Origin of the sequence: Acinetobacter rongchengensis (assembly GCF_003611475.1) — a bacterium.
In the GTDB taxonomy this organism is placed as follows: domain Bacteria; phylum Pseudomonadota; class Gammaproteobacteria; order Pseudomonadales; family Moraxellaceae; genus Acinetobacter; species Acinetobacter rongchengensis.
In genome coordinates, this window is sequence record NZ_RAXT01000003.1 from 40,031 (window position 1) to 53,547 (window position 13,517).

At 37.9% G+C, this 13,517-nt stretch carries 10 protein-coding genes; 4 read left to right on the top strand and 6 right to left on the bottom strand.

The genetic code is table 11. From position 1 onward, the window contains the following. Positions 1–15: 15 nt before the first annotated feature. The gene (locus D7V20_RS02695) at positions 16–1,857 is read right to left on the bottom strand and encodes an extracellular solute-binding protein (RefSeq protein WP_120382802.1); all 1,842 of its coding nucleotides are present in this window, start codon (positions 1,855–1,857) and stop codon (positions 16–18) included. Between the two features lie 42 nt (positions 1,858–1,899). Further along, entirely contained in the window at positions 1,900–5,232 is a 3,333-nt protein-coding gene (locus D7V20_RS02700) for a LysM peptidoglycan-binding domain-containing protein (RefSeq protein WP_120382803.1), read from the bottom strand. A 215-nt stretch (positions 5,233–5,447) separates the two neighbouring features. On the opposite strand from D7V20_RS02700, the gene dnaQ reads away from it, so the two are divergent. The 3 genes from dnaQ (at position 5,448) to nudC (ending at position 9,507) form a co-directional block, all read left to right on the top strand. Further along, complete coding sequence (dnaQ, locus tag D7V20_RS02705) at positions 5,448–6,977, top strand: DNA polymerase III subunit epsilon (RefSeq protein ID WP_120382804.1); 1,530 nt, start codon at positions 5,448–5,450, stop codon at positions 6,975–6,977. 128 nt (positions 6,978–7,105) lie between these two features. Continuing rightward, positions 7,106–8,749 (top strand): chemotaxis protein, encoded by a 1,644-nt coding sequence (locus D7V20_RS02710; protein ID WP_120382805.1) that lies wholly within the window; start codon positions 7,106–7,108, stop codon positions 8,747–8,749. Then, complete coding sequence (gene nudC / locus D7V20_RS02715; RefSeq protein ID WP_120382806.1) at positions 8,749–9,507, top strand: NAD(+) diphosphatase; 759 nt, start codon at positions 8,749–8,751, stop codon at positions 9,505–9,507. The genes D7V20_RS02710 and nudC overlap by 1 nt, the downstream gene beginning before the upstream one ends. 64 nt (positions 9,508–9,571) lie before the next feature. On the opposite strand, the gene D7V20_RS02720 is transcribed toward nudC, so the two are convergent. From D7V20_RS02720 to D7V20_RS02735, 4 genes are all read right to left on the bottom strand, one after another. Further along, on the bottom strand, positions 9,572–10,462 hold the full coding sequence (locus D7V20_RS02720; RefSeq protein ID WP_120382807.1) for an alpha/beta hydrolase: 891 nt from the start codon (positions 10,460–10,462) through the stop codon (positions 9,572–9,574). After that, on the bottom strand, positions 10,446–11,147 hold the full coding sequence (locus D7V20_RS02725; RefSeq protein WP_120382808.1) for a BON domain-containing protein: 702 nt from the start codon (positions 11,145–11,147) through the stop codon (positions 10,446–10,448). The genes D7V20_RS02720 and D7V20_RS02725 overlap by 17 nt, the downstream gene beginning before the upstream one ends. A 113-nt stretch (positions 11,148–11,260) precedes the next feature. Continuing rightward, on the bottom strand, positions 11,261–11,677 hold the full coding sequence (locus D7V20_RS02730) for a YraN family protein (RefSeq protein ID WP_120382937.1): 417 nt from the start codon (positions 11,675–11,677) through the stop codon (positions 11,261–11,263). A 37-nt stretch (positions 11,678–11,714) separates the two neighbouring features. Further along, a complete protein-coding gene (locus D7V20_RS02735; protein WP_120382809.1) occupies positions 11,715–12,665 on the bottom strand; it encodes a penicillin-binding protein activator in 951 nt (316 codons plus the stop codon). 10 nt (positions 12,666–12,675) lie between these two features. On the opposite strand from D7V20_RS02735, the gene rsmI reads away from it, so the two are divergent. Next, positions 12,676–13,515: a 16S rRNA (cytidine(1402)-2'-O)-methyltransferase gene (gene rsmI / locus D7V20_RS02740; RefSeq protein WP_120382810.1), complete on the top strand. Its 840-nt coding sequence runs from the start codon at positions 12,676–12,678 to the stop codon at positions 13,513–13,515. The last annotated feature ends 2 nt before the right edge of the window (positions 13,516–13,517 follow it).

Consider the following 13,517-nt stretch of genomic DNA (forward strand, 5'->3'; position numbering starts at 1 on the left):
CATTGAATGATCAGATTATCTATTTTTAAGATAATGCGCTACTTTGCTTTGCTGAATTGGATCAGACCACCAATATTCTAAACCTAAAGACAATTTAGGTTTAACCGCAGGTTGTCGATACATATTCCAATAAGCATACCAATTTTTATCATTACCGTAGGTTAGAATTTGATAATAACCTGCCCGCAATACCCGGTCCAAAGCTTGACTACGAAACACCAATTGCTGACGATTTGGTGCTTGAATCACTTGTTGAATCAACTGATCAACCACAGGATTTTGAATCCCTGAATAATTGTAGTTGCCTACTTCATTCGCCGCTTTACTGCCCCACATTTGTAACTGTTCTACACTTGGGGTCAAAGACTGTGGCATTTCCATAGGTGTCATTTGGAAGTCTGAACGGCGCATGCGTTCGGTATATTGCGGATAGTCAACTTGGCGAATATTGGCCTCTATTCCAAGCTTTTTTAGATTGCGAATATAAGCCAACACAGTTTTTAAATCACTCTCTTGATGAATTAAAAATTCAATGCGAATCACATTCCCTTGTCGATCAACCAGTTTTGCATTTCTAAACCGATAGCCTGCTTTTAACAAAATTGTTCGCGCTGTTAATAAGTTTTGTCGGTTAAAACCACTTGCATCTGAAACTGGATATTTCCAATCCGCCAAAACACCTTGCCGTTGCAAAGCATTAAGCTGAGTCAAATACGGTTTTAAAATTTGAAGTTCTTGCGAATTTGGTTTACCTGTTGCTGCCAATTCACTGTTTTGAAAATGACTTTGTAGGCGAATATTTTGCCCATACAATAATGCTTTATTGATCCATTCAAAATCATAAGCATAGCTTAATGCCTGACGAAAATAGATATCATTGAATGGCGCTTTTCGAGTATTAAAAACAAGACTTTGCGTGAGTGCAGGTGTTTGTACTTTGGAAATATATTGCTTAACCATAGCTGCTTTCACCGCAGGAAAATGATAAGCCGTGACCCAATTACGTGCTTTCTTTTCTTGGTGAAAGGTGTATTGTCCAGATTTAAAACCTTCAAAAGCAATATCAGGGTTTCGATAATAGACGTATTTTATTTGATTAAAATTATAACGCCCACGATTGATAGCGAGGTCTTTTCCCCAATAATTTGGATTACGTTTATAAGTAATACTCCGCCCTGCATCGATATGCTCAATTAAGTAAGGACCTGAACCTAAAATAGGTTGTAAGGTCACTTTACTATAGTCTTTATTTTTCCAGTCTGCTTTTGAATAGATTGCGATTTTTGCCAAAATCAGTGGCATATCTGCATTATGATTGGATTTGAAAGACATTTTAACGGCATGTTTCGACAAAACTTCTGTCTTCGCCAAATCAGACAAATACATTTGAAAGCCAAGATTTGCTTTACTTTGAATTGTATCAAAAGAAAATTTGACATCTTCTGCGGTAACAGGCGTGCCATTACTAAAACGTGCTTTGGGATTTAAATGAAAAATAACGAATTTGGTTCTTTGCGGATCATAACTGACTCTTTCAGCCAACAGCGGATACAACACACCGGGTTCATCAAGCGAGCTATCCATCAAGGTATCAAATAAATAATTGACCCCATCGGTTGCACTTCCCTTCCCATTCATACTGTTAAGATTATCAAAAGTCCCATTACTTGCCATGCTGATATAACCACCTTTCGGTGCATGGATGTTGGCATAAGGCATTGCCTGAGCATTGGCATATTGGGCGCTATTGTGTAAGGCAATGTAGGCTGTCGTCTGTACAGCGGCTTGTACATTAAAACCCATCACACACACACCCAATGCAGGTAGGATAAAACCTACAGCAATGCTCAAACGCATGAGCTGATTTCCTTTAATCTAAATGAATCTCAAAATTTTAAATTAAAGATTTGGGACTTTAATTATCGTACCAATACGTAAAGAAGCATTTGATTTCATATCATTCATTTCAGCAAGCTCATCGGTATCAATACCAAACTTACTTGCCAAACGGATGAGCGAATCACCACTTTTGACTTTGTATTCAGTTACTGTCTTAGGCACACGTAACGTTTGTCCACGTTGCAAACCTGCACGAGCACTCAAATCATTTAACTCAGCCAACTCTTGAACTGAAATACCAACACGACTTGCAATCGCATTCAGTGATTCACCAGACTTCACTGTATAACTTTCAGTATTCTTCGTAGATACTTTTGATGATGATTTCGCAGAAGCTTTTAACTCGTCCTTGTCTTTTTCTTTAGATAGCGAGGATTTACTGGGTAATTCCCCATCAACTTTTAGGCGTTGCCCGACTTGTAAAGCCTCATTACGGCTCAAACCGTTCAATTCACTTAAAAATGACAACTGCAATTTGTACTTTCTTGCAATACTTGCCATGGTTTCACCAGACTTAACAATATGAATATCTTTGCCTGATAGCTCTGATTTTTCATCATTTTTTGTGTTAGATCTTTCTTTCACTGTTGGTTCTGGCGTACCTGTTAATTTAAGTTTCTGACCGACCAATAACCCTGAGTTGCTTTGTAAATTATTCAAGTCTGCAATTTGACTCACTTGCAAATTGTATTTATTGGCTACAGCAATCAAGCTATCGCCAGATTGAACTGTATAAGTATCTGGTGTTGAACTACCCGCAGGAATCTTAATCACTTGCCCTGCCATCAAACCTTTAGCTTTGGATAAATTATTTAATTCAACTAACTCAGATAAAGTGATTTTTGACTGACTCGCAATACTAGATAAGGTATCACCACTTTGGACTTTGTAATTTTCAGTCTTATACGCAACATCCGCTTTTACATTCTTAAACTTACTTTGGTCAATCACTTTTGATTCAAGCTTCGAGTCTTGCTTAGCGTCTTCCTCTTTCATTTCATGTAAAGGCACATTAATTTTTTGCCCCACATATAAGCTACTTGCAATATCCAAACCTGGTGTTAAATCTGCCAACTCAGCTACAGACAAAGCATAACGATCTGCAATAACTTTGAGATATTCGCCACGTTTCACCACATAATTTTTGGTTTTAATTTTTGCGACAGGTTTAGATGTATCAGCACGAACAACCGTCTTGCTAATTTCAGACAATTTATTGTCTGCAACATCTTTTAATTTTAACTTCTGCCCAACAAATAAATTACTGCTGGTATTTAAATTGTTATAGCTTGCCAACTGTGAGATAGATAAATCAAACTGATCTGCCACACTGGTCAGGCTATCATTTGGCTTAACCACATAAGTCGTTGGTGAGTTATCTACTGTTTTCTTAGGACTAACAGGTGCATCAATCTGCGGTTTTGCGTCATACAGATATAATGTTGCGCCAACAAATAAAGTACCATTCGGATCAACTTGGTTCCATTTGGCAATGTCACGCCAATTAACACCGTTCTTCAATGCGATTGTCGCCAAAGTATCACCTGAAAGCACAGTATAAGTACTGCGTTTACCTTTTGGAGGTTCTACAACAACTTCACTATCTGTCTTTTTAAAGCTTTTACCTTGATTAAGTTTAGCTTCTTCAGAATTTGCAGGCGTAGTATCAGCAAGACCTTTTGGATAAGCAAAACCAACAATATTTTCTTTCCCTTGCACTTCCGCAACAGATTGACTGGTTTGAATTGCGGTGAGTTTAATCTTGCCATCATAAGGATCGACAATTTCAGTCCCTTGTGGAGCAATCGCCTTAATTTCTTGAACGACTTGTTCTTTTTCTGCCTGAGAAGCTTGTGGTTCTAAAACTTGCTTAACTGTTTCTTTTTCACCTTCTGCTTGAATTGCAGCGAGAATTCGAGCTTTTTCTTGCGCAGAAATTGGCGGTTCAACGGCAACGGGCTTCACATTGGCTGCTGTAGTGACAGCGACTGGAATACGAGGTGCACTCGGTATATCGGCATTGGCAGCAAATCTAGCCAAAGCCTCTGAACCTTGAGGCGTATTTTTTAAAGTACTTAATGGGCTAACAGCACTTGAGGACGTGGTACTTGCTGTTCTGTTATTACTTGCTGTTCTGTTATTACTTGCTGTTAAAGCTGGTGGTGCAGTTCTTGCTGGATTAATAGTTTGCGTAACTGTTGTCGTTACAGGTGTAGGTGTCAATGGGGTGGTTGCTGTGGTTGGCCCGTTATTACTTGCCCACAATCCACCATCATAACTTGGCTTTAAAGCTCTTAATTTAGCATCGACGGTTGGGCTAACATCTGCTGGGATCAAAATACGCAATGTACTTGATGCATCAATCGTTTCACCACGATGCCCTGGGTTAAGAGCATATAATTCTGCACGGCTGAGTCCAGTCATTGAAGCTATTTGATTGAGTTGAACCCCTGCAGGAACATTTACTTCTCTAAAATGGGCACGGTTTGCAATTGGCGGTAACGATACCCCATATTTTGATGGGTTTTTGATGATTTGCGCTACAGCTAAGAAACGCGGTACATAGTTCATGGTTTCTTGAGGCAATCTCAAAGACCAATAATCTGTAGGCAAGCCTGCTGCTTGGTTACGGTTAATCGCTTGTTGAATACGCCCCGGGCCAGCATTATAAGCCGCTAAAGCCAATTCCCACGATCCAAACTGATTATATAAACTACCTAAGAACTCATATGCTGCACGTGTCGACTCCACCACATCACGGCGGCCATCATACATACTGGTTTGTCTTAAACCGTAGATTTTTCCTGTACTTGGAATAAATTGCCACATACCTGCAGCTGCTGCACTACTGGTTGCAGCAGGGTCGTATGAACTTTCAATAATAGGCAATAAAGCCAATTCAGTGGGTAAACCACGGCGTTCAGCTTCTTTAACGGTATGATAAAGATAACGTGACGCACGTGCGCTCAAACGATCAATATAAGGCTGACGAGACACAAACCAGCTTCGTTGCGCATCGATACGAGGATCCCAATGATCTTCATTCATTTTAAAACCAACAGTCATACGTTTCCAAACGTCACCGTGCTTTAAAATTAGTAAGCGATCGCCCTCTACAGCACGCATATCTGTTGCGGACAATAGATCTTCGAGCGAATCTAAACTGCTCGCATCCAACATGCCTGTTTGTTTTGAGGTTTGAACCTTAGAATTGGATGGCGTTGAGGAACAACCTGTAGTCAAACCCACTGCGGCAAGTGCAGATGTTAATAACGATAATTTAAAGAAAACAGACGCAGTAGGTTGCCACACCATTGTGGTAGCTTTAGACATAAGGGTTCCGAACAACATTTAGTAAATTATTTTATCTCTGCCATTTTAGTAGAGCTATAGGCTCATACAAGGCAAAATTTGAATGCGAATTGCATACAAATGTTACAAGAAATTAAAAAAATCTCAGTTCATGCGCAGAAAACGCTGATTTGCGTATACAATAAATTCTTAAAACGCTATGTTCAACTCTTTCTTTACTTTCATTGGTTATTACTATGTCACAAACAATCACTCTTTATGTCGATGGGGCTTGTAAAGGCAATCCAGGTCCGGGTGGCTGGGGTGCATATATCATAACCCAAGCTGAAGAACATAAACTGTGTGGTGGTGAATTAGATACAACCAATAACCGCATGGAGTTAACCGCAGCGATTGAAGGGATTGCGTTCTGCCCTATGGATGCCAAATTGATTATTTGGACAGATTCCAACTATGTCAAACGTGGGATTACAGAGTGGATCTCTGGTTGGAAAAAGAAAAATTGGAAAGATGTGAAAAATCCTGATCTTTGGCAAAAGTTAGATCAAACCTGCCAAGGTCGTGAAATTGAATGGAACTGGATCAAAGGCCATGCAGGTCATGCAGGCAATGAAATGGCCGATCAATTGGCCAATTTAGGAACAGAGCAAACCTTAAAAGCAAAATCACCTAGTCGTTCTGTAACCACATCGCCGATTACGACTATACAAAATATTTCTGAAACCGATCATAAAGATCAAGATAAAAAAAAAGTAGAAAGTGATTGGTTATTCGATGATCCGTTTGGTTTTGACTTGATAGAAGATGAAGAAGTCATTGAAGAAATCATCGTTACCGAGTCAGTGCCGCTTGAACCTCAACACACCGATACCCAAAACCCAATTGAAGCAAATAAAGCAATGACTGAAGAAATAGCAAAACCTGATGATTTAAGTCCTGAGATGCCTAACTCAGAAGATGCTATTGATCAAATTGAAAATAATGAAGAGATTCAACATTCAAATCATCTAAAGACTGTTTCAAATGTGCATCCACATATTGTGATTACCCCTGCAACGCTTCATTTACAAGGGCCTAGACAATTTATCCTTGATACAGAAACCACAGGTTTTTATTATCAAGACAGTGACCGAATTATTGAAGTCGGTGCGATTGAAATGATCAATCGTAAACTGACTGGAAGTTCGATTCATATTTATATCAATCCTGAAAAACCTGTTGGTGACTCAGAAGCAATTCACGGTATTACAGACGAATTTTTAAAAGATAAACCTAAATACGCTGAAATTGCACAGGTGTTATTTGACTATTTAAAAGACAGTGAAATTATTGCCCATAATGCAAGCTTCGATATGAACTTCTTAGATATGGAGTTTAAACGTACGGGCTTACCTGCGTTATCGGAAGTCTGTCAAGTCACAGATACTTTGGCAATGGCCAAAAATAAGCATCCGGGACAAAAAAACTCATTGGATGCTTTAGTCCGTCGTTATGAAATTCCACAACGAGATCGTACCTTCCACGGTGCATTGCTCGATGCTGAGATTTTAGCTGACGTTTACTTAGCCATGACAGGCGGACAAGTATCTTTTGACATGGATGCGATTTCTGCACATACTGAGCATGGTCAAGGGAACGTTGCGCGACAAAGACTCGAACTTGATCTTCCAGTCATTGCTCCTTCTGATGAAGAATTAGATGCGCATGAGAACTGGGTCAAACAATACCAAGAGAAATACGGGGAAGCCTGCATTTTTGCAAAATAAAATTGGCATTAAATCGCTATTTTTTTCTGTAAAGATTTCATTCTTCAGCTATATTAAAACTTAGAAAAATTAGCCTTATTATGAGGCTAAAAATAGAACATTTAGATACCCTGGATAGGTGCAGATCAATGTCTTACCAAACCTCTATACATTTTGATCCGACGGCATTACTTATTATTAAAAAAGAAGTCGATAATTCAATTCTACAAGTAGAAGCAGCTGTGAGCAGCTTAGTTGAAGATCAAACTTTACCTTTCGGTATTGATGATGCTTTAAGTCAATTGGAACAATGTGCTCATGTACTCATGCTGATTGACATGCCTCAAGTTGCTAGAATTACGGAATTAGCTGCACAGCTAATGCGTAAAATCATGCAAAACCCACGTGATATCAATACACAAGAAGTGATTGCTTTGAGCGAAGGGACGACCATGCTCAAACGCTATATTGAGTTTAGTTGCTTGCGTGAAGTTAAAGTTCCACAGTTTTTACATGACACTTTAAATCATTTAGAACAAGTATTAGGACTTGAATTGACCCCTGAAGGTCAAGCGATTGTTCCGCTACTCGATTGTGTTACCCCAAACTTTAAACTTCCACAATCACCTGAATTAGAAAAATCAGTTTATGTGCATAAGTTGTATAAGCTATGTTTACATAAATTATTGAAACAACAAGAAACTGAGCTTGATCTACAAGGCTTGAAATTGGTCGGTGCTTATTTAGAAAACTTTTCTAAAGAGCAAGCAAGTGCACAATATTGGGCGTTGGTTGCAGTTGCTTTAAATCAAATTGACAATATTCTTTTGAATGATGCACGTCTAAGAACCCTAATCGGTATTGAAACCAATATTTCGCTGTTCCTCAAAGACCAACAAGGTTTTAAAGCCTCTATTTTAGACACTGCAAATATCTTGAGCATTTGTATTAGCCAAGAAGATGATGTTTCGCAACATATTCGTGAGCAAATCAATGTCGGTGAGGATATTTTAACAGATACCCAACTACAAATTTTTAGCCGTCATTTGTATGGTCCTGACTTAGATACGATTCATACTGTGAGCCAATTGATTACCGATGAAATGTCACAAATCCGTAATGATATTGAGTTTAACTATCAAAATATGAGTAGTGAAAAAGCGCAAGAACTCAAAGTGAAGCTGAATGATCTCGCTCATGTTTTTAAAGTTTTGAACTTAAATGAAGCCTATATAGAACTGAAACAACAGGCCGACCTTTTAGCTCAAGACAATATGCTCAAAGATGAAAGTTATGTTCAACAATTGATGAATAGTATTTTATCTGCAATGAATTCAATTGGTATTTTAGAGCGTAATTACACTTCGAATCGTCTACAGTTAAAAGTGAATAATCTACAGATTTCTTTGGATCGTCTAGATGAAGCACACGCTGCTTTACTGACTGAAACCAAAACAACTGCGGATTTAACGGCGAACACACTGATTCAATATCTACAAGATAATCAATTGAGTAACTTAGCAACAATCCCATCGCAACTGAGGGAAATTGCTGGAGCTATGTTATTTCTTTCTGCGAAAGATGGACAAAAAGCTTTATTAGCAGCAGCAGATTTTGTACAAGCCCAACTGACCAAAGAACAAGGCTTAGATGCTCAACAAATTAATCATTTGCTGGATGTCTTGGCGAGTGCAGATATGATGATTGAAAATCTGCAAAATAAACAACCTGTTTTACAGGCAATGTTTAATGTTGCATTAACCAGTAGTCAAAAATTGAAATCGGTTGCCTAATGTCTGAATTATCACTTGCTTATATTTTTCATCATCACCAACTTTTAGTGGATAAAAATCTTCAACTTCCCAAAGTTGAAAAACTAGCAAGTGATATTGGTTTTAGCTCGGGTGATCAAGTCATCGCCCGAGATCTTTTAGCAGATGATGCTATTCCTGAGGGATATCAACTCATCCCCATCCGTCAGCTTATTTCTCAGTGGACTAAACCACAATTTGAACAAGCCAGCCGTGCAGTACAACTCTTAGAATGGCGTAGAAACCATAAGTTTTGTAGTCATTGTGGGCATAAAACAGAAGTGCATCCTGTTGAATATGCAATGGTTTGTCCAGCTTGTCGTTATCATCAATACCCTCGTGTGCAACCCTGTGTGATTACCGTAATTACACGTGGTCAAGATGAAATTCTGTTGGCAAAAAATGCAAAAAATACCAGCAATATGTATGGCTTAATTGCTGGTTTTGTCGAAGTTGGCGAAACTTTGGAAGAAGCCGTGAAAAGAGAAACTTTGGAAGAAGTCGGTTTACATGTAAAAAATGTCACTTATTTATCCAGTCAGCCATGGCCATTTCCAAGTAACCTCATGTTGGCATTTAAAGCTGAATATGAATCGGGTGATATCGTGTTGCAAGAAGAAGAAATTAGCGATGCTCAATTCTTCAAATTTGATCAACTTCCAGAAACACCATTCTCAGGCAGTATCGCCCACGCCATGATTGAGCACGTGATTCACAATACCCCCATGCAGCTAGATTAAGCCTTGTAACATTCAGTATTCAACAAATAAAAAAATACCTAGCAATAGCTAGGTATTTTTATTTTTAGCTGTTTTTAAATATATTATCCAAAATATGAATGATTTCAGAACGTGTTTTAAAGAATCGACTAAATAAACTCGACACACTTCCCATAATTGTAATATGACCAGTTTTTGGAATCACACGTATTTCGCAATGATTCCCCTTTTGTTCAAGTTGCAATTTAAAGTCTAAAGAATTTGAATCTTCCACGATTTGATCATTTTCAGCTAAAAACAAATAATGCTTTACTGCATTGGTTTCTACAAAATAATAAGGCATTACTTGTTGAAACGGTACCGTTTGGTCAAATGCATCCTTAGCCAAAGGATCACCTTTATAATCAAAATGATAAGGCCCAGCAATACCAATCATTGCTTTGATGTTTTGCTTAATCTGTAAATCATAATGCTGTGGGTGATACAACAACGAGGCAATGTTAAATGCACCTGCAGAATGGCCCATGAGTGCAATATTGGCTGTTGAAATACCCAATTTAGTTTGTTGCTGTTGTAAATAATTCAAAGCAACAGCTAAATCTGTCATATAGCTTGGAAACTTATGTTCAGGAGCAAGATGATAATTCATCACCGCAACATCATAGCCAAAACGACTGAATGCTTCGCCTACAAATTTATAAGCACTTTTATCGCCATGACTCCACGCTCCACCATGCACAAAAATAATCAGTGGTTTGTGTTTATTTTGATCCGAAATATAAAGATCCAAACGTTGTCGAGCTTTCAAACCATAAGCGATATTCGGCTTAATGGAATAGCCCTTTTTCGGGGTCAATCCATTGAGGGTAATACTACCTAAATCATATAAGCGGAAATCTTTATACTGCGATTTAAGACTTTCCAATTGTTTAACGATTTGATCTTTTAAAGGACGCAACTTATTGTTGAATAACATTCTTGCTTGGCTCGGCAGCATCAGGATCAATCGCAACTGGCGTCTGAACATCAGGTTGCGTATTATTCATGACAGGTGCTGTAAATGATGATGATTGGATTGAATGATTCCCTTGCTCGATATTATCAATCAAGGTCACAATTTTAGTTACATTTCCAACCTTTTGTAAAACATCATTTAAGTCTGCAATTTCAGCATTATTTAAACGACCTAAAACATATAACACACCATCTTCGGTATGTATAAGCACTTTATTGTCTGAAACAACAGGTGCTTTCATAATCAAACCACGTGTGTTGGCCGTAACACTCGCATCTTGCATAATCGTGCTATAACCAATTTGATTGCCCACAGTAATATAATTATGTACTGCTTTTACATCACTCATTGCACGTAAATTGTCTTCAGCCAATTGCTTTAAATGCGCATCAGGCACCTGCCCTGTCAGCAATACGTTGCTATGAAAACTGCTGATATTGACACGAGATTGCTTAAAACGAGCATCGAGTTTATATAAATTTATTTTCGCAGTACGTTCAATAGAAGAGTCAATGAACACTTGACCTAAAGATCTAACACCACTTTCTGTTCCTACAGGTGCAGAACCTGTGCCACCTGAGATAAAACTTGCGCAACCAGACAAACTTGCTACACACATCATGGTTATGACAATACGCTTTAACACTCAGCAAAACTCCTGTTGAATTTAGCGCTAAAACCATCCAAATGGAAAGCCTACACACTAAAATATTCTATATTTTTTAAGTAACTATGAAATAACGATACTTGAATTTTCAATCACAGATTAATCAAGTCCGCATCTAAAGTAAATGCATTTTCAATCCATGCTTGATCATAAGAGATTTGAGTAAAGTCTTGCTGTACGTTTTTTGCAATTTTATGATGTAAATCAAAACTGATGACATCAAAACGACAATAATATTGTTCATAATCAGGATGATCTTGTAAAAACATTAAGGCAGTTTTTAATAATTTTTTTTGCTTAGATAAACTGACCACTTCAAATGCTTTGCCTAGCTGTGTCGGTGTTCTGGCTTTAACCTCAACAAAAACAAGATTTTTTTGATATTCAGCAATAATATCAATCTCCCCAAATCGGGAAAAATAATTTAATTTTAAAATTTGATAATGATGGCTGAGCAAGATATTGACCGCCTCCTGCTCCGCCCATTGACCTAAACAATTTTTTGCCATGATAAAGAATACTGTAATTTTGATCATCAATCAGAATCTATAATGCCACTAAATTATTCTTAGAGCGTTCAAAACATTGCGGAATACGTTCAACACGGTTACCTTCGATTTTAATTTTTCCAGTACGCCCTTTAAATGTTAAGTTTTTAACTTTTGGGTTCAGTACAAAATGCTCAGCAATATGCCATGCATCGCCACCAAATGCGTATAATCGCTGATACGGTAATGATGTCGGTTTATCTTTATAAGCTTGAATGACATCTCCCCATTCAGCGATATACAATGCAGGAACATCACAAAACTTCATTCCCTTCGGTAAAGCTGTTTTTTCATTGACTGCAATCGCTTGAGTATAAATATTTTTTTTCTGTAACTTCTTTAAACTAGACAACCATTCATTTGAACCCAACAATAAAATACCTTCACTTTTCCCTTTAACACTTGGCATCTCATCAACTGGGTCAACCTCGCCTCGATAATTCAAAAATAATGCATTGAGAAAGTTAATCGATTCCGCTTCAGCTCCTTTTTCCCTCACCACATATAATTTTGAAACCCGATCATGGTGAATATAATCCAGTAACGCTAAAGCATCATCATTTTTTGAAAGGCTATATTGCCAAACATTTTTATGGGTGGGATAAACCTCATTCAATGCCAAAACAGGTACTTTAGGTTTAAGCTTAATTAAAGCCTCCACATCAGGGCGAGCCAATGGCCCAATAATCATTTGGGTCTTTCTATTGACATTCTGCTTTAAAATTAATTTGAGCGATTTCTGTTCTGAATTGACAAATTTTAGTGGAATATTGTTATTACCAACTTGATATGCACTTAATATCCCCTGTTTGATACTTAAACCTGCTCGCGACATCGGGCCAGTTTCAGGTAAAATAACCAAAACCTCTGCATGAATTTGGATTGTAAATCCAATTATTCCGAGCAACGCCATTCTTTTTATACAATTCAAGACTATTTTATTCTTCATGGAGAACCTTATGAGTGCTCAATTATTTGTCGTAGCGACCCCAATTGGGCACTTTGATGATATGACTTTTCGTTCTATTGAAATTTTAAAGTCTGTTTCAGTGATTGCGGCAGAAGATACACGCCAATCTGCTCAATTATTAAAACACTATAATATATCAACTCCGCTCACAGCGTGCCACGATCACAATGAAAGTAACAAAATTGATATAATTATCGAAAAATTAAAAAATGGTGATGATGTTGCACTTGTTAGCGATGCAGGTACACCTTTAATTAGCGACCCAGGTTTTAAACTGGTTCGTGCTGCGCAGGAAAATAATATCCGTGTGATTCCTGTACCAGGAGCATGTGCTGCAATTGCTGCATTAAGTGCAGTAGGCTTACCAAGTGACCGCTTTAGTTTTGAAGGTTTTTTATCTTCAAAACAGTCACAACGTCTATTACAACTTGAAAAATTAAAACATGAAACTCAAACCATGATCATCTATGAGGCACCACATCGTATTTTAGACAGTGTTAAAGATATGGCTCAGGTTTTTGGCGAGGATCGCCCTGTTGGTTTCGCACGTGAAATTACCAAAACCTTTGAAACCATTAAAAAAATGACGTTGTCGGAATTGGTGAGTTTTATTGAAAATGATCGCAATCAGCAAAAAGGTGAAATTGTATTAGTGATTGGTGGTGCGCCTGCTGAAAAAGATCTAGATCAAGAAAAACTAGATAAGCTGTTACTACGCTTGCTCGAAGACCTTTCAGTCAAAGCCGCTTCACAATTGGCTGCGGATTTAACAGGTGTTAAGAAAAAAGTCGCTTATCAACGTGCTTTAGAATTGACGGATAAAGCTTAAAC

Excerpts from the sequence above, each read along its gene's own strand:
- D7V20_RS02720 (WP_120382807.1), bottom strand. The coding sequence starts at position 10,462 with ATGTTATTCAACAATAAGTTGCGTCCTTTAAAAGATCAAATCGTTAAA.
- rsmI (WP_120382810.1), top strand. The coding sequence starts at position 12,676 with ATGAGTGCTCAATTATTTGTCGTAGCGACCCCAATTGGGCACTTTGAT.
- D7V20_RS02700 (WP_120382803.1), bottom strand. The coding sequence starts at position 5,232 with ATGTCTAAAGCTACCACAATGGTGTGGCAACCTACTGCGTCTGTTTTC.
- D7V20_RS02710 (WP_120382805.1), top strand. The coding sequence starts at position 7,106 with ATGTCTTACCAAACCTCTATACATTTTGATCCGACGGCATTACTTATT.
- D7V20_RS02730 (WP_120382937.1), bottom strand. The coding sequence starts at position 11,677 with ATGGCAAAAAATTGTTTAGGTCAATGGGCGGAGCAGGAGGCGGTCAAT.
- dnaQ (WP_120382804.1), top strand. The coding sequence starts at position 5,448 with ATGTCACAAACAATCACTCTTTATGTCGATGGGGCTTGTAAAGGCAAT.
- nudC (WP_120382806.1), top strand. The coding sequence starts at position 8,749 with ATGTCTGAATTATCACTTGCTTATATTTTTCATCATCACCAACTTTTA.
- D7V20_RS02695 (WP_120382802.1), bottom strand. The coding sequence starts at position 1,857 with ATGCGTTTGAGCATTGCTGTAGGTTTTATCCTACCTGCATTGGGTGTG.
- D7V20_RS02735 (WP_120382809.1), bottom strand. The coding sequence starts at position 12,665 with ATGAAGAATAAAATAGTCTTGAATTGTATAAAAAGAATGGCGTTGCTC.